Origin of the sequence: Aeromonas sp. S11(2024) (assembly GCF_041402345.1) — a bacterium.
Taxonomy (GTDB): Bacteria; Pseudomonadota; Gammaproteobacteria; order Enterobacterales; family Aeromonadaceae; genus Aeromonas; species Aeromonas veronii.
This window is the reverse complement of the sequence record NZ_JBGLRC010000034.1, coordinates 16896-35803: the sequence shown is the minus strand read 5'-3', so window position 1 is coordinate 35803 and position 18908 is coordinate 16896. Positions and strand designations below refer to the sequence as shown.

14 protein-coding genes and 3 pseudogenes are annotated in these 18908 nt (G+C 58.1%); 9 read left to right on the top strand and 8 right to left on the bottom strand.

Annotation, left to right across the window (positions count from 1 at the left end; translation table 11 throughout):
- Positions 1–191 precede the first annotated feature (191 nt).
- Positions 192–677, bottom strand: a complete 486-nt coding sequence (locus tag ACB040_RS19080; protein WP_005333614.1) for a cell division inhibitor — start codon at positions 675–677, stop codon at positions 192–194.
- Between the two features lie 230 nt (positions 678–907).
- Here ACB040_RS19080 and ACB040_RS19075 point away from each other — a divergent pair, with 230 nt between their 5' ends.
- Complete coding sequence (locus ACB040_RS19075) at positions 908–1105, top strand: DUF4250 domain-containing protein (protein WP_005333612.1); 198 nt, start codon at positions 908–910, stop codon at positions 1103–1105.
- Positions 1106–1480: 375 nt separating this feature from the next.
- Positions 1481–3955, top strand: a complete 2475-nt coding sequence (locus ACB040_RS19070) for a glycogen/starch/alpha-glucan phosphorylase (RefSeq protein ID WP_338771156.1) — start codon at positions 1481–1483, stop codon at positions 3953–3955.
- 164 nt (positions 3956–4119) lie between these two features.
- Here ACB040_RS19070 and ACB040_RS19065 read toward each other — a convergent pair.
- From ACB040_RS19065 to ACB040_RS19055, 3 pseudogenes are all read right to left on the bottom strand, one after another.
- Positions 4120–4341, bottom strand: a pseudogene (locus ACB040_RS19065) (integrase core domain-containing protein); the annotation flags it as partial.
- Between the two features lie 30 nt (positions 4342–4371).
- Positions 4372–4560 (bottom strand): annotated as a pseudogene (locus tag ACB040_RS19060) (IS110 family transposase); the annotation flags it as partial.
- Between the two features lie 33 nt (positions 4561–4593).
- Positions 4594–5084 (bottom strand): annotated as a pseudogene (locus ACB040_RS19055) (DUF1439 domain-containing protein).
- Positions 5085–5329: 245 nt separating this feature from the next.
- Between ACB040_RS19055 and ACB040_RS19050 the strand changes: the two are divergent.
- Positions 5330–6100: a hypothetical protein gene (locus ACB040_RS19050; RefSeq protein ID WP_338771154.1), complete on the top strand. Its 771-nt coding sequence runs from the start codon at positions 5330–5332 to the stop codon at positions 6098–6100.
- A 12-nt stretch (positions 6101–6112) separates the two neighbouring features.
- On the opposite strand, the gene ACB040_RS19045 is transcribed toward ACB040_RS19050, so the two are convergent.
- From ACB040_RS19045 to ACB040_RS19035, 3 genes are all read right to left on the bottom strand, one after another.
- Positions 6113–6574, bottom strand: a complete 462-nt coding sequence (locus tag ACB040_RS19045; RefSeq protein ID WP_042657897.1) for a DUF2919 domain-containing protein — start codon at positions 6572–6574, stop codon at positions 6113–6115.
- 148 nt (positions 6575–6722) lie between these two features.
- A complete protein-coding gene (gene corA / locus ACB040_RS19040; protein ID WP_005337059.1) occupies positions 6723–7670 on the bottom strand; it encodes a magnesium/cobalt transporter CorA in 948 nt (315 codons plus the stop codon).
- A 293-nt stretch (positions 7671–7963) separates the two neighbouring features.
- A complete protein-coding gene (locus tag ACB040_RS19035) occupies positions 7964–9607 on the bottom strand; it encodes an electron transfer flavoprotein-ubiquinone oxidoreductase (protein WP_338771150.1) in 1644 nt (547 codons plus the stop codon).
- Positions 9608–9776: 169 nt separating this feature from the next.
- On the opposite strand from ACB040_RS19035, the gene ACB040_RS19030 reads away from it, so the two are divergent.
- The 5 genes from ACB040_RS19030 to aroG all read left to right on the top strand — a co-directional run bounded on the left by ACB040_RS19030 (position 9777) and on the right by aroG (position 15553).
- On the top strand, positions 9777–10529 hold the full coding sequence (locus ACB040_RS19030) for an electron transfer flavoprotein subunit beta/FixA family protein (protein WP_338771148.1): 753 nt from the start codon (positions 9777–9779) through the stop codon (positions 10527–10529).
- A complete protein-coding gene (locus tag ACB040_RS19025) occupies positions 10526–11452 on the top strand; it encodes an FAD-binding protein (RefSeq protein WP_338771145.1) in 927 nt (308 codons plus the stop codon). Before ACB040_RS19030 ends, ACB040_RS19025 begins: the two co-directional genes overlap by 4 nt.
- A 225-nt stretch (positions 11453–11677) precedes the next feature.
- Complete coding sequence (gene serC / locus ACB040_RS19020) at positions 11678–12766, top strand: 3-phosphoserine/phosphohydroxythreonine transaminase (protein ID WP_120414429.1); 1089 nt, start codon at positions 11678–11680, stop codon at positions 12764–12766.
- Positions 12767–12993: 227 nt separating this feature from the next.
- On the top strand, positions 12994–14277 hold the full coding sequence (gene aroA / locus ACB040_RS19015; protein ID WP_005351267.1) for a 3-phosphoshikimate 1-carboxyvinyltransferase: 1284 nt from the start codon (positions 12994–12996) through the stop codon (positions 14275–14277).
- Between the two features lie 220 nt (positions 14278–14497).
- Complete coding sequence (gene aroG / locus ACB040_RS19010; protein WP_338771142.1) at positions 14498–15553, top strand: 3-deoxy-7-phosphoheptulonate synthase AroG; 1056 nt, start codon at positions 14498–14500, stop codon at positions 15551–15553.
- A gap of 100 nt (positions 15554–15653) precedes the next feature.
- Here the strand turns inward: aroG and ACB040_RS19005 are convergent, their stop codons facing one another.
- Entirely contained in the window at positions 15654–17249 is a 1596-nt protein-coding gene (locus ACB040_RS19005; protein WP_371156076.1) for a methyl-accepting chemotaxis protein, read from the bottom strand.
- Positions 17250–17504: 255 nt separating this feature from the next.
- Between ACB040_RS19005 and hutW the strand changes: the two genes are divergently transcribed.
- Positions 17505–18866 carry a heme anaerobic degradation radical SAM methyltransferase ChuW/HutW gene (gene hutW, locus ACB040_RS19000; RefSeq protein ID WP_338771138.1) on the top strand — a complete coding sequence of 454 codons (1362 nt, stop codon included), beginning with the start codon at positions 17505–17507 and terminating at the stop codon, positions 18864–18866.
- The last annotated feature ends 42 nt before the right edge of the window (positions 18867–18908 follow it).

Here is an 18908-nt window from a genome sequence, read left to right as displayed (position 1 = left end):
GGAGCGGCCGCATCATGCGTTGAAATACAGAACCCCCGATGCGGTACATAGGGGGTTCTGAGTAGAGAAATGCTAGTTGAAAATGTGTAAACCTATTTCAGGACTAGACAAAAGCCGCTGGTCACATATTGTTTGCGCCCTTCTGTCACTGCGACCCGCGGGAGAGCCTGTGTAGGCGTTCGTTTTTTGTCTTAATGATTGAGATAGATATCTTGCTCTGCATAGGCCAGCAGAGGTGTGCCGAGGTTAGTCCGTTTCGCGCCAAAGAAGCGGGTGAGTACGCCAGATTGCTGTCCCAGTCGCTGCAGCTTGACGTGATCCAGCTCGATCTGCTCGGGTAGCCAGGTAAATACGGCGGCGCAGTGACCATTGCCCAGACTGCGCTCCAGGGTTTGCTGCCAGTTCTTGATTTTGGGGCTATGTACCACCAGCACTCTCTTGGGATCGATACCTCGCTCTTCCAGACGGCTGACTGTGGGGCGTCCCGGCGGGGCGATCAACAAGATCCAGCCGGTATGAGCCTCCCCAAGCTTTGTCAGCTCGCTCAGAAACTGATCATCAGACTGGATAGTCACACCATAATGAGCCAGCTCCGCTTTGCAGGCGGTTCTGGTTGGCCAGGGCTTGCTCATGACACGATTCATCGCAAAGGGCAGTGAGTGCAGGGGCTGGTTCATATATGGGGTTCCTGTATGAATATCCAAGCTGTATGTCTATACAGTATTTCTATCCTGTGGCAGTGACAAGGTGTTTTTGCTGAAAAATGTGATGGTGTTGGCATGTGTCGTTAGTAAGGTTATGTTTTTAAACACTATTTAATACAAATCTGGTTGGGTGTTTTTCGTACTATGGACAAACCTTGCGTAACCGCCCATGGTTATACAGGTCATTTACAGGAGCTGCCGCCATGGACATCAGTACCTTGCAACGTCTTGATGCCAACATCTTGCTGGGCATCATCAATGAGAAGCTAAGGCTTGAGTGTGACGGGTTGGAGGAGTTGCTGGCCTATTACGATATGAGTGAAGAGCAGTTGGCAGGACGTCTGGATCAGATTGGGTACCATTACGATCCATTGAGCAATCAGTTCAAAGCACATCTTTAAGGGTGCAATGATTGCTTCATATTTATACGGTAATTTTTCAGGCACATTGAAACCGGTTTCAATGTGCCGTCTTGCTGCCTATTTTCAGGGATTTTCAAGGCTTGGCAATCTCTGAAAACCTATTCATGCCAGAATATTTTTATTGTTTCATTAAGTTTATGATAATAAAGGGAATGTTTGTTTTTGTGTGTTCAATTAAAGGAAAGGGTTTTCAAGCTTTTCAGGCTGTTTTTATCGGTTAAAGTGTGACTTGCGTTAACTTTTAATTCTGCCGCTTTAGTTAGTATTCTCACGCCGGTACATATTTTGAGATAACAACAGCGCCGGTCCCGCAAGCGGGATAACAATTTTATTTGTAACGAAGGAATATGGTTTATGGCTACCAAGAAGAAGACAGACCAGGATCTCCAACTGGATAAAGATCAGCTCAAGGCGAGTATCGTGCGTCACCTGCGTTCTACCTTGGGAACAAGCGAACAGAAAGCCTCTCCCGAAGCGTGGTGGAAAGCCACTGCTGCGGCTGTCAATGAACAGGTGTACGAGCGCCTGACCCGCACTCAGCAGACTCATTTCAAGAAAGATACTCGTGCGATTCACTATCTCTCTGCTGAATTCCTGATGGGACGATTGACTTCCAACAACCTGCACAACCTCTCCCTCTACAAGACTTGCGAAGAGGCGCTGGGCGAACTCGGTCTGGAACTGACCGACCTGTGCGAACAAGAGCCGGACATGGCACTTGGCAACGGCGGCCTGGGTCGTCTGGCTGCCTGCTTTATCGACTCGCTGGCCACTCTGAACTATCCGGCGGTTGGTTACGGTATCCACTACGAACACGGTCTGTTCCGTCAGGAAATTCAGGATGGTCGCCAGATTGAGCGTCCGGACTCCTGGCGTGAATATGGCAACCCCTGGGAGATCTGCCGTCCCGAGTCGGTGCAAGAAGTGCCGCTCTATGGCTACGTCGAGACCGTGTTTGGTGACAATGGCGGCTTGAAGAAGGTATGGCACGCCGGTCGCAAGATTAAAGGGGTGCCTTGGGATATTCCGGTGGTCGGTTTTGGCGGTCACACCGTCAACATCCTGCGTTTGTGGGAATCCCGCGCCTCCGAGTTTTTCGATTGGGACGTGTTCAACGCCGGTGGTTACATCGACTCCCAGGCTGAGAAAGCCCAGGCCGAGACCATCTCCAAGGTGCTGTATCCGAACGATGAGACCGATGCAGGTAAAGAGCTGCGTCTGATCCAGCAGTACTTCTTCTGTGCTTGCTCCATCAAGGACATCATGCGCCGCTACAAGCGGGTCCATGGCCGTGACTTCAGCAACTTTGCCGCGCAAATTGCCATTCAGCTCAACGATACTCACCCGACTGTCGCCATCCCGGAACTGATGCGGGTGCTGGTTGACGAGGAAGATCTGAACTGGGATGCCGCTTGGGCTATCTGCTATCAGGTCTTCTCTTATACCAACCACACTCTGCTGCCGGAAGCGCTGGAGAAGTGGTCGGTCAGCCTGTTCGAGAAAGTACTGCCTCGCCATCTGGAGGTGATTTACGAGATCAACGCCCGCTTCCTGAACGAGTTGGTGGAGCCCAAGTGGCCGGGCAACGATGCTATCAAAGCCAAGCTCTCCATCATCGAAGAGGGAGATGTGCGCAAGGTTCGCATGGGCAACCTGTGCGTGATCGGTTCGTCCAAAGTGAACGGTGTGGCCGAGATCCACTCCAAGCTGGTGAAGGAAGATCTCTTCCCCGAGTATGCCGAGCTGTGGCCGGAAAAAATGTGCAACGTGACCAACGGGGTGACCCCGCGTCGCTGGCTGCTGGCGTGCAACCCGGAACTGGCTGGCCTCTACAACGAAGTAGTGGGCAAGGAGTGGCCGCTGCAACTGGACAAACTGCGTGGCGTGGTGAAGTTTGCCGACGACAAGGCGTTCCAGCAGCAGTTCATGACCATCAAGCGTCACAACAAAGAGAAGCTGGTCAAGGTCATCAAAGACGAAACCGGTATCGATGTCAGTGCCGAGGCGATCTTTGACGTTCAGATCAAGCGTCTGCACGAGTACAAGCGCCAGCAACTGAACCTCATTCACATCATGGCACTCTATCGTCGTCTGCTGGCCAACCCGGACTATGACATGCATCCGCGCGTGTTTATCTTCGGCTCCAAAGCTGCGCCCGGTTACAAGCTGGCCAAAGACATCATCTATGCCATCAACAAGCTGGCGGATCGGGTCAATAACGATGCTCGTATCCAGGGCAAGCTGAAAGTGGTGTTCATGCCGAACTATCGCGTGAGTCTGGCCGAGAAGCTGATCCCGGCAGCAGATGTCTCCGAGCAGATCTCCACTGCAGGTTATGAAGCATCCGGTACCGGCAACATGAAGATGGCACTCAACGGTGCAATCACCATCGGGACGCTGGATGGAGCCAACATCGAGATCGCTGAAGAGGCGGGTGCCGAAAACTGTGCCATCTTCGGTCTGAACGTGGACGAAGTGAAGTCGCTGAAGGCGCGCGGTTACAACCCGTACGACTTCTACTATGCCAACTCCGAGCTCAAAGCCGTGCTGGACTGGTTTGATACCGACTACTTCACGCCTGGTCGTCCGGGTGAGCTGGCCTCCATCAAGCGCTCCTTGCTGGAAGGGGGAGACCCTTACCTGACCCTGGCGGACTTCCAGTCCTACTCGGATGCACACAAGCTGATCGATACCTGGTATCGGGATCCGGCACTGTGGGCGAAGAAGGCCATCATCAACTCGGCCACCATGGGCAAGTTCAACTCCGACCGCTCTATTCAGGACTATGTGGATCGGATCTGGGCGCTGAAGCCCTGCAATATTGGCTAATGATCGGTTAATTGGTTGGTGCCAGAACACCCTCCCGTAAAAAATGAAGTGACCCCATTTATTAGTAATGCAAGTTAGTTAAGAAAATTTGAGTCCCAACCCATAAGGGATAAGGGCTAAAGAGTGAGGGAGGCACGATGCCTCCCTCTTTTTATTTGTAGTGATCAACTAAATCCGGACACTTGGTTAGGCCGATCTTCGGCCTTTGCTGGCGGTATCCCGTCATTGTGTTGATGTGGACGCTGCCAGTTGTAGTGATCCATCAGGTAATAACTGATATCCCACTTTGCTTCTCGCAGGCTTATATATTCCGTTACCGGGAGCCACTCTGACTTCGGGCTTCTGAACAACCGCTCCATCGGGGCGTTGACGCTCCTATGCCAACAAGCTCGCGCTGAGTCAGCTAAATCGGCCAATATCAAAGGGTAGAGTTCCCTGACGATATAGCGTTTCAAACAGCGCTGGATCTCTTTCGAAGATAAGCCTTGGGCGGTACGTCGTGCGATGTAAGATTGGGTTTGTGGATCTCCCCGCATCCGGACCATTGCAATCGTCCATAACGCATTATTTGCTGCACGGTTACCACCCCGGTTTAAGCGATGTCGTTGATCGCGATAAAAGTGCCAGTGCGGCGGGGATCAGAGCACCTTGAACGGGATTACCAGACGGCCAGGCTCCACCTTGAGGGCTTCGACCTTCTCCTTGATCCTGGCTTCGTTCTTGCGGCTGCTGTCGAGGCGATAGACCGGAGTCTGCGACAAGAACAGGGAGAGCGACTGATTGAAGGTGGGCAGCAGCGGGGTGAGGGCGGCCCCGATATCGGCCGGCTCGGTCTTCACCGAGACCAGCTCAAGGTCGCGCAGATAGATGGCGCCTTGATCGGCCACATAGTCCGGGCGTGCGCTCAAAGCAAAGCGGATCTTCATCTGCTGGCTGCCAAGGGGGCTGCTCACCTGCAGGTCGCCAGCGGCGTCCAGCTCGACATGATACCGGGGATCCCCAGCTGTTTTTCAAAAGAGACCTGATCTTTTAGGTACTGGTTGATTTCGGCCTCGCTGACGTTGTACTGGGTCAGGGAGCAGGCCCCCAGCAGCAGGGCGAGGGGGAGTAACAACAGCTGTTTCAACATGATGGATTCCGCTTGGGCAACTATGATGGCGCTATCTTACGTGATAACGGGCGTGGAATGAGAGCCTCATACCGTGGGAAATCACGGAGTTGCTGCATTCCCGATTGTTTTTTGGCAACCGCCGGGTTCATCATCGACGGGTGAGCGGAATAGGGCTGAGCTGTTGGCTGCAGGCGCAGGTCTACGCCTTAAGCAGAGAGAAGAGAACAGAGTGCGAGAAGAGCACAGAGAACGAGGAGAGCGTAATGGTTCGGATGGGCAAGGTTGGCCGCAGGGCGCTGCTGTGGCTTGGCTGCATGATGGGACTCTGGTGCCCGTCGCTGTGGGCCGAGGTGAAGGTGATCCCGGTCTTCGAGGCGCAGGCGGCGGTGCAGACCCTCAAGGAGATCTATCCCCAGCTTGGGGTGAGTGCCATGGGTAACCAGCTGGTGCTGAGCGGGACGCCAGCCCAGCTGCAGGAGGCTGAAGCCACGCTGGCGCAGGTCAACCAGCCACCGCAAAGCCTGCTTATCGAGTGGCGGGTCGATGGTGCAGCCAGCGGTCAGCAACTGGGGGGCTCAATCAGTCGCGACGAGGCCAAGCGGCAGTGGCTGCTCGATGGCAACGCCCGGCAGTACCAGCGTAGCCAGAACGACAGCTGGCAGGTGCGCGGGCTGTCGGGCCGTCCCGTGCTGCTGCAGATGGGCTCCTATCAGCCGGTGACTTTCTACCAATGGAACGGGGGGGCAGTGGTGGGGATGATGCCGCTGGTGAACGGCCTCTATGCCACGGCCACCTTGATTGGCGATCGGGTGCAGATTGCGCTGAGCAGCGAACAGGCGAGGCTGGATCAGGGCACCATCAATCGTGGGCAGAGTGCCACCGAGGTGAGCGGGGCCTCGGGCCAGTGGCTGACGGTGGGAGAGCTTTCGACCAGCTCAGCGGATCAAGGAAGCAGCCTCGGCACCCAGCTACAGGGAGGGCGAGGCAGCCAGAGCGAGCGCCAGACCCTGCAGATCCGGGTCACTCGTCAATAGGTGTCAGCCCCGTCAGTGGGGCTGATCTGCGGCATATTCCCGTAGTTGGCGACTGCGCAGCAGATACCAGAGTGACCAGAGGCTGGCGACCAGCACCAGTGCGGTGGGCCAGCTGAACGACCACTTTTGCAGATTGAGGCTGTGCAGTTGCATCAGCAGGCCGCTGACGGCAGAGCAGAGTAGCAGCAGCGGGCTGTGGCGCCGGAGTCTGGCGCGAATGCTTTGGGTCTGCTGATAGGTGCCGCCGCAGGCGAGCAACGCCAGCATGGCGGGCACGTCGGTCAGCAGGCTGATGTAGAGGGTGATCTTGTCCGGATAGAAGAGGGTCAGGATCTCGCTGCCGCTCTCGCGGGTGACCCCTGCCATCAAAAAGAGCCAGACCGAGCGGGTCAGCAACAGGGCGATGGGCCAGAACCAGAGGGGCGGGCGCAACTGGCCGTGATCGTCATATCGGTGTTCGGGGTAGAGGGTCATGGTTGCCCGTTATCCACTTGAATTGAGTGATGAAGGGGATATGGGGCGACGAAGCGTCCTTTGCAAGGCGTTGGGTGTGGCGCAAATTAATCGGGGGGCCATGCCCCCCAATCCGTTTCTTCAGATATCGCAGCGCGCGTCGGCGGCGTTACAGCCAGCCTTTGCGCTTGAAGAAGAGGCCGGTGCCGAGCGATGACATCACCATCAGTACCAGTGACATGGGATAACCATACTCCCAGGCGAGCTCCGGCATGCGGCCGAAGTTCATGCCGTAGATACTGGCGATCAGGGTCGGCGGCAGGAAGATCACGGCGGCTACCGAGAAGATCTTGATCACCTTGTTCTGCTCCAGATTGGTCACCCCCATGGAGGCCTCCAGCTGGAAGTTGATCTTGTCGAACAGGAACTGGGTGTGGGGCAAGAGAGATTCCACGTCGTGTAGCATCTCGTCGATCCACTTGTTCTGCTCAAGGCTCATGCGCTGGCGCAGGCTGCGTTTGAGGAAACGCAGGGCGCGGCGGGTATCGTGCAGAGAGAGACGGATCTGGCCGTTGGCCTCTTCCTGTGCCATCAACTCTTTCAGCATGGGGTTGATCTGATCCGGCTCGAAGATCTGATCGGCGGTGTTTTCCAAGGTCTTGTAACCATCTTCGATAAGGTCGGAGAGGTACTCCACCTTGAGGTTTTGCACCTCCAGCAGGATGTCGAGGGCATCCTCCACCTCCAGCCGATCCTGGCGCATATAGTGGCGCAGCAGGCGCACCAGCCCGATGTCATCTTCACGAATGCTGATCAGCAGGTTGTTGCGCAGGGTAAAGGAGACGTGGACACCCTTGGTGTCACGACCGATCCGCTGGGGAAACAGGGAGTGAATGTGCAGACCATCGGTATCCCAGTAAAAACGGGCGGATGCTTCGATGTCGTCGAGCTCTTCCTTGTCGGGGACCTCTTCCAGGAACAGGCCCGTCAACCATTCTCGCTCTGCCGTGTCCGGCTTGTAGGCATCCAGCCAGACCGTGTTGTCAGGTACTATGTCGTCAGGCCCGAGCGTGACTATGTCCAGCACCTTGTTGTTGAGAATGTAGGCGGTGATCATCTGTCCCCCCTTAAAAAGTCATGGGTAATCAGGGATGGTTGCACAGGTCATGCGGCCTTAGATCGCTGCAGAAGGCGATCCCGTGGATAAGCAGATCGGGCCGATGGAAAACCTGAATGCGGCGAACTATACAGGGGCGGGCCGCGCTTGTCAGGGGCTATTCATCAGGGATTCAGCCTGTTTGTTCAAAAAAACAGCGAGGTCGGATCACCTGAGCGGCTATGCGGGGTAGAACCCAGCCTTTGGCTGAGGGAGGGCTAGCTGGGGCTGCTTGTTGCCGCTGCCCCGCTTCATCACATATTCGGATAGTTGGGCCCGGAGCCCCCCTGTGGTGGCGTCCAGATAATGTTTTGACTGGGATCTTTAATGTCACAGGTCTTGCAGTGAATACAGTTGGCTGCGTTGATTTGCAGTTTGGCCGCGCCTTCCATTTCCAGCACTTCAAACACCCCGGCCGGGCAGTAGCGTTGGGCGGGTTCGGCCCAGGTGGGCAAATTGACCTCGACCGGAATGCGCTCGTCCTGCAGCTTGAGGTGGCAAGGCTGATCCTCGTCGTGACTGGTGTTGGCCAGATACACAGACGAGAGTTTGTCAAAGCTCAGCTTGCCATCGGGTTTGGGATAATGGATGGGCTCGCAGCGGCTGGCCACGCGCAGCTGACGGTAGTCGTGAGCCTTATCGAGCAGCTTGAAGGGCGAGTTTGCGCCAAACAGCCGTTGCTCCAGCCAGTTGAAGGCACCGCCCAACCAGGGACCATAGCGGTGAAGCGCCGCGCCGAAGTTGCGCGCCGACTTGAGTTCGCGGGCCAGCCAGCTCTGTTGCAGCTCGTCGCCATACTGGGCCAGATCCCGGCCCCCTTCATCGCCACCCTGCAGCGCCATCGCGACGGTTTTTGCCGCCACCATGCCGGACTTCATGGCGGTGTGGATCCCCTTGATGCGGGAAAAGTCGAGAGTGCCCGCATCACAACCGATCAGCAGGCCGCCCGGGAAGTGCATGCGGGGCAGGGCGTGCCAGCCCCCCTTGGTGATGGCGCGGGCGCCATAGCTGATGCGTTCACCCCCTTGCAACACGCCGGCGATAAGCGGGTGATGCTTGAGGCGCTGGAATTCGTCGAACGGGCTGAGCCAGGGATTCTGGTAGTTGAGATCGACAATCAGCCCGACTGCCACCTGATCCCCCTCCATGTGATAGAGATAGAAGCCACCGTGGCTATTGCCGCCCCCCTGCTTGCCAAGGGGCCAGCCACTACCGTGCAGCACCTGTCCCGGGTTGCCCCGACCTGCTGGCAGTTGCCACAGCTCCTTGAAGCCGATGGCATAGTGCTGAGGCTGGGCAGGGCTTGCAAGATTGAATGCGGCGATCAGCTGCTTGCCGAGATGACCTCGGGCCCCCTCGGCAAAGAGGGTGTAGCGGCCGAGCAGCGCCATGCCGGGCACATGATCAGCTTTTGGATTGCCCGCCCGATCCAGCCCCAGATCGCCGGTGATCACCCCCTTGACCCGGCCCGCTTCCATGATAAGTTCGCTGGCGGTAAATCCCGGGTATATTTCGACTCCCAGTTTTTCCGCCTGTTGGCCAAGCCAGCGGCAGAGATTGCCCAGACTGACCACATGGCAACCCTGATTGTGCATCCGGGGCGGCACCGCCCAGGCGGGGAGTTGCAGGGAGCGTTGCTCGCTTTGCAGCAGATGAACCTGATCGTCGCTGACCGGCACGCCGAGCGGCGCTTGCTGCCAGCCATCCGGCAGCAGCTCTTGAAAGGCGACGGGATCAAACAGGGCGCCGGAGAGCAGATGGGCGCCAATTTCCGCTCCCTTCTCCAGCAGACAGACGGAGAGAGTAGCATCCTGCTGTTTCAGGGCGATGGCTGCACTGAGCCCCGCCGGACCGCCGCCGACGATGACGACATCAAATTCCATTGCTTCCCGTTCCATCTTGCCTCTGCGCTCTGGTTGGCCTAGGGTAATGCTGGTAGTTTACGTAAACGTAAAGCAGTTGTAAGCAAAACTGAGCAAGAAAAAGCAAAAAATCAGGGAAGAGCGTACTGCAACAAACGCAGAGGCACACTAATGAATTCAATCCAAAGAGACGAGGCATGACCCCATGAAGCTGCTGGTCGCAATCAAACGGGTAGTCGACTACAACGTCAAGATCCGGGTGAAGGGAGACGGCTCCGACGTGGAGCTGGCCAATGTGAAGATGGGGATCAACCCCTTTTGTGAAATTGCGGTGGAGGAGGGGGTCAGGCTGCGGGAAGTGGGTATCGCCAGCGAGCTGGTGGTGGTGACCTTCGGTCCTGACGCTGCCGCCGAGCAACTGCGCCATGGGCTGGCGTTGGGGGCGGATCGGGCGCTGCATTATGTCACCGATGAGACGCTCACCCCGCTGACTGTCGCCCGCGCCTTGCACAAGGTGTGTGAGCAGGAGCAGCCGGATCTGGTGCTGCTCGGCAAGCAGTCCATCGATTCAGACAACAATCAGGTGGCCCAGATGCTGGCTGCCCTCAATGATTGGCCGCTGGCGACCTGCGCGTCAGCCCTCAAGGTGGAAGCGGGAGAACTGCTGGTGACTCGCGAAATCGACGGTGGCCTCGAGACCCTGGGCATGCCGTTGCCTGCGGTGGTAAGCGCCGATCTGCGTTTGAATGAACCGCGCTTTGCTTCGCTGCCCAACATCATGAAGGCCAAGCGCAAGCCGCTTGATAGCGCTCCGTTCTCGACACTCGCCGTTGAGGTGGCCAACCAGACCCGTTTGCTCGGGGTGATGGCGCCGCCAGCCCGCAGCGCCGGGATCAAGGTGTGCTCGGTGGACGAGCTGGTGGACAAACTCAAACATGAAGCGAAGGTGCTGCCATGAGCGTGCTGATCATTGCCGAACATCATCAGGGCCATCTGGCCGACAACGTGGCACAACTGGTCACTGCCGCCGCATCCATCGGCGGTCAGGTTGACCTGCTGTTGCTGGGTCAGGGGCTGACCGAGGCGGGTGAACAGGCGGCTGCCATTGGCGGCGTCGACAAGGTGTTGCTTGCCGAACATCCCCGCTTGGCCGACGGGCTGCTGGATGGGGTGGACAAGCTGCTGGCCAGCTGGTGTCAGGGTTACAGCCACTGCCTGATGGCGGCGAGTACCATGGGCAAGGCGCTGCTGCCACAAGTAGCGGCTCGGCTCGGGGTGGAGATGCTCTCCGAGGTGACGGCTATCGAGAGTAGCGACACCTTCCTGCGCCCCATCTATGCAGGCAATGCCATCGCCAGAGTGGCAAGCTCGGCACCCGTCAAGGTGATGACAGTGCGGGCCACCGCGTTTGCCAAGGCGGCGACAGGCGGGCAGGCTCCCATCGAGCACTTGGCCGTGCCCGAATTCGCTGGTCGTACCCGGCTGGTCGAGCGCCGCGCGGTGCGCTCCAGCAGGCCCGAACTGACCGCCGCCCGGGTGGTTGTCTCTGGTGGTCGCGCCCTTGGTTCCAAGGCGCAATTTGCCCTGATTGAGGCGCTGGCCGACAAGCTGGGCGCCGCCGTGGGGGCATCGCGAGCCGCTGTTGATGCGGGATATGTCGCCAACGATCTGCAGGTGGGGCAGACCGGCAAGGTGGTGGCGCCCGAGCTCTATATCGCGGTCGGTATTTCGGGCGCCATCCAGCATCTGGCGGGGATGAAGGAGTCGAAGGTTATCGTGGCCATCAACAAGGACAGCGATGCCCCCATCTTTCAGGTGGCGGACTACGGACTGGTGGGGGATCTCTTCACCCTGCTGCCGGAGCTCACCGCCAAACTGTAAATTTGTCAGAAATGGCTGAGCTGTGGTCGTTTATGCGCTCTGCCCGCCATTTCTGTGCATGTTCCCTGCAAGCCCTGACCCGTTCAGGGCTTTTTCTACTGCAAGGGGGATGCAGAGTGACGGTAAAAGGTTGAGCCAGCTCTCAAAAAGCCTTTGATCCGCTGGCTGCTCTTGTGTAAAACCTGACAAGTCATCGATTACTCTCATCCACTCACGGAAAGCGTCATGAGCAAACAGATTTACAACTTCTGCGCCGGCCCCGCCATGCTGCCGGTTGAAGTCATGGAGCGCGCCCAGCGCGAATTTTGTAATTTTCAGGGGCTGGGAGCCTCGGTCATGGAGCTTTCCCATCGCGGCAAGCCCTACATGGCTGTTGCCGAGAAGGCCGAAGCGGATCTGCGTGAGCTGCTGGCTGTGCCGGACAACTACAAGGTGCTCTTCATGCACGGTGGCGGCCGCGGTCAGTTCTCCGCCGTGCCCATGAACCTGCTGGGTGGGGCCAACAAGAAAGCGGACTTTCTGCTGACCGGCGTCTGGTCCCAGAGTGCGGTGGATGAAGCCAAAAAGTATGGCGATATCCAGACCTTTCAGGGGGTTGCCAAGAACGAGCAGGGGATCTCTCACCTGCTGCCGACCCCGGCGTTTCGCGCCGATGCGGCCTATGTTCACTACTGCCCGAACGAAACCATTGACGGCATCGAGATGTTCGACATCCCGGCCACCGGCGAGGTGCCGCTGGTAGCAGATCTCTCCTCCACCATTCTCTCCCGTCCTCTCGACGTGAGCCGCTTTGGCATCATCTATGCCGGTGCCCAGAAGAATATCGGGCCGTCCGGGCTTGCCATCGCCATCGTACGCGATGATCTGCTGGATCAGGCCAGAGCCGATGTCCCCTCGATTTTTGACTACAAGCTCACTGCAAAGAACGACTCCATGTTCAACACGCCGCCCACCTACGCCTGGTATCTGGCCGGTCTGGTGTTCGAGTGGCTCAAGGAACAGGGTGGCCTCGAGGCGATGGAAGCGCGCAACAAGGAGAAGGCCGACTTCCTGTATGACTATCTCGATCAGTCGAGCTTCTATGGCAATCAGGTGGATGTCAGCTGCCGTTCGCGGATGAACATCCCGTTCCAGCTGAAAAATGCCGAGCTGGACAAGCAGTTCCTGGCCGAATCGGAAGCGGCTGGTCTGCTGGCCCTCAAAGGACACCGCATCGTCGGTGGCATGCGCGCCAGCATCTACAACGCCATGCCGCTGGAGGGAGTGAAGGCCCTGGTCAGCTTTATGGATGGCTTTGCCAAGCGCAACGGCTGAGAACAGAGCCCCTATGTGTTTGCTGGTGGCCTCTCGTGACAACCCGTGAGCCGCTTCCAGCTATTGCAGTGATTCAAGACGCCGGGGATACCCCGGCGTCTTTTTTTCAACAGAACCAGCGCGCTGGCGTTTGCCGTGCGATTTCCCCTGAAAGTGCCCTTGCCGAGCGGGACGCAGGCTGTTAACGTCCGGACAGGCGTTTATTTTTGAGATAGCACAGGAAGTCTATGAATTCGTTGCGTTTGGAACCCATTTCTCGTGTAGCCGGTGAGGTCAATCTGCCCGGCTCCAAGAGTGTCTCTAACCGTGCGCTGCTGTTGGCGGCGCTGGCTCGTGGCACCACCCGTCTGACCAACCTGCTCGACAGCGATGACATTCGTCATATGCTGGCTGCGCTGACCCAACTCGGGGTCAAGTACAAGCTCTCCGCCGACAAGACCGAGTGTACCGTGCAGGGTCTGGGTCGCAGTTTTGCGGTGAAAGAGCCGGTCAATCTGTTCCTCGGCAACGCCGGTACTGCCATGCGACCGCTCTGCGCCGCCCTGTGCCTCGGCTCAGGTGAATATACTCTGGGCGGCGAGCCGCGCATGGAAGAGCGTCCCATCGGCCATCTCGTGGATGCCCTGCGTGAAGCAGGTGCCCATATCCAGTACCTGAAACACGATGGTTATCCGCCGCTGGTGGTGGATGCCAAGGGGCTGTGGGGCGGCGATGTGCACGTCGATGGCTCTGTCTCCAGCCAGTTCCTGACCGCGTTTTTGATGGCGGCGCCAATGGCGGCCGGTGATACCCGGATCCACATCAAGGGGGAGCTGGTCTCCAAGCCTTACATCGACATCACTCTGCACATCATGAAGCAGTTCGGGGTGGTCATCGAGCACGACAACTACAAGCTGTTCTACATCAAGGGCAACCAGACCTACATCAGCCCGGGTGATTTTCTGGTGGAAGGAGATGCCTCCAGCGCCTCCTACTTCCTCGCAGCGGGCGCCATCAAGGGCAAGGTGCGGGTCACCGGTATCGGCAAGCACAGCATTCAGGGTGATATTCACTTCGCCGACGTGCTGGAGAAGATGGGCGCGCGCATCACCTGGGGCGATGATTTTATCGAGGCGGAGCAGGCGCCGCTGCACGGAGTGGATATGGACATGAACCATATTCCCGATGCGGCCATGACCATCGCGGTTGCCGCGCTGTTTGCCGAGGGGCCGACCTCCATTCGCAATATCTACAACTGGCGGGTGAAAGAGACCGATCGTCTGCACGCCATGGCGACCGAGCTGCGCAAGCTGGGTGTTGAAGTGGAGGAGGGGCATGACTTTATCACCGTGACCCCGCCGACCCAGCTCAAACATGCCGAGATCGATACCTACAACGATCACCGTATCGCCATGTGCTTCTCGCTGGTGGCGTTATCGGATACTCCGGTCACCATCAATGATCCCAAGTGCACGTCGAAGACCTTCCCGGATTACTTCGACAAGCTGGCCAGTATCAGCCAGCGTGGCTGATCACTGACAAACCCGTCATCACCGACGCTTCGGGCCCGCGCTGAGCGGGCCTTTTTGCCTTCCTCACCAGCATCGTCATTTCGCTTAGCATCATTTCAATAACTTGCAAGACTGCCATATAAAATAGTTTTGTGATTGCTGTAATTTCCTATTTACACATTCCCTGTCGCGGGCTATGTTGAGATTTCCTAATCGCAGTCATCTAGCAGGAAGCCTTGTGATGCAGCATCAAACCGACGACGTTCGTATCAGTGAAATCAAAGAGTTATTACCCCCGGTTGCGGTGCTTGAGAAGTTTCCGGCTACCGAGGTGGCCTCGTCCACCGTTTTTGAATCCCGTCAGGCCATTCACAATATCCTGGCCGGCGAAGATGATCGTCTGCTGGTGGTGATTGGCCCTTGCTCCATCCACGATCCGGTTGCCGCGCTGGAGTACGGCAAGCGCCTCAAGGCGCTGCGCGACGAGCTGAAAGATCAGCTGGAGATCGTGATGCGGGTCTACTTCGAAAAACCGCGTACCACAGTGGGCTGGAAGGGGCTGATCAACGATCCGTACCTCGACAACAGCTGCAAGATCAACGACGGTCTGCGCATTGGTCGCAAGCTGTTGCTGGATCTCAACGACATGGGGCTGCCGACTGCCTCCGAGTTCCTCGACATGATCACCCCGCAATACGTGGCGGATCTGATGAGCTGGGGCGCTATCGGTGCCCGTACCACTGAATCCCAAGTACACCGCGAGCTGGCCTCCGGTCTCTCCTGCCCGGTGGGCTTCAAGAACGGCACTGACGGCACCATCAAGGTTGCCATCGATGCCATTGGCGCTGCCAGTGCGCCGCACCACTTCCTGTCGGTCACCAAATACGGTCACTCCGCCATCGTGGCGACCCGCGGCAACCCGGACTGTCACATCATTCTGCGTGGTGGTCGTGAGCCGAACTACAGCTCGGCCCATGTCAGCGAAGTTGTGAAGGGGCTGGAGAAGGCCGGTCTGCCCCAGAAGGTGATGATCGACTTTAGTCATGCCAACAGCAGCAAGCAGTTCAAGAACCAGATGGTGGTGGCCGAGGATGTGGCCGGTCAGCTGCGTGCCGGCAGCAAGGCGGTGTTTGGTGTGATGGTGGAGAGCCATCTGGTAGAAGGCCGTCAGGATCTGGTGGAAGGGTGTGAACTCACCGTCGGCCAGAGCATCACAGATGCCTGCATCGGTTGGGCGGATACCGAAGTGTTGCTGCGCAACCTGGCGGATGCCGTTGCAACCCGCAACGCCCGTTAAAGCTATCCGCCGCTGGAACAGCAAGTGGTCGTTTGGCCAAATCGAATCCATAAAGCAAAAGCGCGACCCTCGGGTCGCGCTTTTTCATATGTGAAGTGGATTACCAGCGGTAGGTTTTCAGCAGCGCTTCCAGTTTCTGGCACTGCTCTACCAATTGGATGCTGGCGAGGTTGGCGGCGTGCGCCTGACCCAGGGTGTCGTTGGAGGTGTTGCGAATATCGCTCACCGAGCTGTCTACCTCATGGCAGACCCTGTCCTGCTCTTCGGCCGACTGCGCCATCTGGGCGTTGAGGTCGTTGATGCGGGCGATGCGCTCGATGATGTTCTGCATGGCTGCCAGGGTCGCTTCGGTCTTGCTGATGCTCTCATCGGCTTTGCTTTTTGCATCCCCGATCACCGTAACTGCGCTCTGGGCCTCATTTTGCAGGGCGGCGATCATCTGGGAGATCTCTTCGCTGGCGGCGCGGCTGCGGTTGGAGAGGGCCCGCACTTCATCGGCTACTACCGCAAAGCCACGGCCTTGCTCACCTGCCCGCGCCGCTTCAATCGCAGCGTTGAGGGCCAGCAGGTTGGTCTGATCGGCAATCCCCTTGATCACCTCGAGCACACCGTCAACCGCAAGACAGCGACTGTCGAGTTGCTGGATCACCTGATCCACTCGATCGATCTCTGCCGACATCTCGCCCATATCGTTGATGGAGTGCTGGGCGAGGCGGCTGGTGTCGGCGGCATCCTGATTGGTGAGGGCGGAGAGCTCGGCGCTGTGGCGGGCATGTTCGCGCACTTCATGAGAGCTGGCGGCCAACTCGCTGACGGCGGCGGCGACCTGAGTGGTCATCCCCTCTTGCTGGCGGGCCGAGTTTTCGGTCTGGGTCGCCACCTGACGGATCTGGTTCGACTCCTGATAGAGCTGGTGGGTTGCCCCTTCCACCTCCTGCAGGCTGTGGCGGAATCCCTGCACCATGTCATTGACGGCGCGGGTCATCTGGCCCAGTTCATCCCGGCTGTGATTGACCAGGGGGAGGGCGAGGTCGCGCTCTTTGGCCATCCGGATCATGGTGAGCTGCAGCTGGCGCAGTGGGTGTTTCACGTAGCGTTGCAATACCCACCAGAGCAAGCCGAAGCCGAGGCTGAAGACGGCGGCCAGGCTGCCGCTCAGGATCAGGTTGTTGTGGCGGATCTCGCCGAAGGTGTGGCTGAGGTCATAACTGATCCGCACTGCCCCCATCACGGTTCCTTCATTGACCTGGTGACAGGTGAGGCACTGGGTGCCGCGATACTCCTTGTAGGCTTTGAACGGTTTGATCAGAGTGAGCCGGTTGCCCTGCTGCTCCAGGATGGCTTCGCCCTGATTGATGGCACGCTCATCGAGGGGATCCTGCGCTTTCTGATCCGGGTGGCCCGGGCCAAACAGGTTGCTGACGGCTGGCGCGCGCACCAGCCGTGCCTCAACGATGCCCGCTTCACTCTTGAGTTTGGTCTGCACTATCTGCCGGTTGGCCATGCCACCTGTCATCATCAGCACGTTCACCTGATCCATATAGGTGTTGGCCATGCTCTCAACTTTCTCCTCTGCCAGCCGGATGGCGAGATCCCGTTGCAGCCATGCGGAGAGTTCGAAGCAGAGGCCAAAGGTGGTGCTGATGACCAGCGCAAGAGGGAGGAATATTTTCCAGTTCAAGGAGAGGTTATGCATTTTGGGCAAGTTCCATGCGCTTGGTGTTGTTATGTGATCCCGTATCATCTTGATCGTAGACGAAGAAACGGCGGGAGATGGTTCTCTATCGGCATACGATAACCACTCTTGAGTAAATAATCTGTTAAGCAGATCGGTAATGCAGGTTGCCAAAATGCCTTTCGGGAGGGGGCTGCTCCTCGGGTTGATCCAGAACAAATTTCTAGTAACGATAATCGTTATCATTGTCATTATTTGCTGATAATAGTGACCATCATGAATCTGACCCCTTCCATGACCGGTATTGCCACGCCGGATCCCCTCAAGTTTGCTTTTAGCGCCAAGACCTCGGCTCACGCCAGTCGGGGAGGGATGCGCCCCTTCCCGCTGGATGAGGCTGGCTGGCAGAGCTGGTGGCAGCGGGAGAGTGAAGCTGAGGAGCGCGCCCTCTACATCCACATTCCGTTTTGCCGAAAGCGCTGCAGCTTCTGCAATTTCTTTGAAAATGGCGCCAATCCGGCGCGGATCAACCGCTATGTCAACGCCCTCTGCGCCTCCCTTGCGCAGGCGGCTGACACCCCGCTGGCGCAGAGCATGCCATTTTCAGCCGTCTATGTGGGGGGCGGTACGCCGACCGACATGAGCGCCGACGAGCTGGCCATGCTGGCCGCCGTGATCCGCCGTTTTCCGTTGTCGGCCGATGCCGAGGTGACGCTGGAGGGGCGGCTCAACGGCTTTGATGATGAGAAATGGCAGGTGGCGCTGGCCGGGGGCTTCAACCGCTTCTCATTCGGGGTGCAGAGCTTTGATACCCGGGTGCGTCAGCAGGCAGCCCGTTTCGATGACAGGGAGACCTTGCTGACCCGTCTGGGTGAGCTGACCCGGGATGATGCGGCTGTGATCGTGGCGGATCTCATCTTCGGTCTGCCCGGTCAGGATGATGCCGTGTGGCAGCAGGATATCCGCGATGTGATGACAAGCGGGGTACACGGGGTCGATCTCTATCAGCTCATCGCCATGCAGGGCACCAATCTGGAGCGGGCGCAGGAGAAGGGCACCCTGGATTGGCTCGCTGATGGCCAGCAGCGGGCGGCCATGTATGCCTATGGCGGGGCGCAACTGGAAGCTCACGGCTGGGAGCGTCTCTCTTGCAGCCACTGGCGGCGCAGTCCGGCCGAGCAGAGTCGTTATAACCAGATGGCCAAGCGCGGTGCGGAGATCCTCCCCTTTGGCGCCGGTGCTGGGGGCAGCATTCTTGGCCACGGCTTGATGTATGGACGGGATCTGGCCCCCTGGCATGACGCGCTGGCCAGTGGCAAGCGGGCGCCCGGGATGGTGATGGGACGCAATCCCAATGCAAGGATGGATGGTCTGCTCCGTGGCGCCCTCGACAGCGGCGTGCTGGCGCTGGATCGTCTGCCAGCGCCTTTGCTGACCCATCTGATGCCGCTTTTTGCCGCCTGGCAGCAGCACAGGCTGGCCGAGATCGAGAATGCACGGTTACAACTCACCCTCGCCGGCCGCTTCTGGAACGTCAATATGCAGGCTGGCTTGTTCGAGTTCTTGCAGCTCAATCCGCTCGATGGTTCTGCGCCGCCCAGCCATGGTACTGCCGCGGTACGCCATTCGCTGGTTTGAGCCCGAGCGGAGCATTTGCACGGAGTACTTGCATGGCTCCGA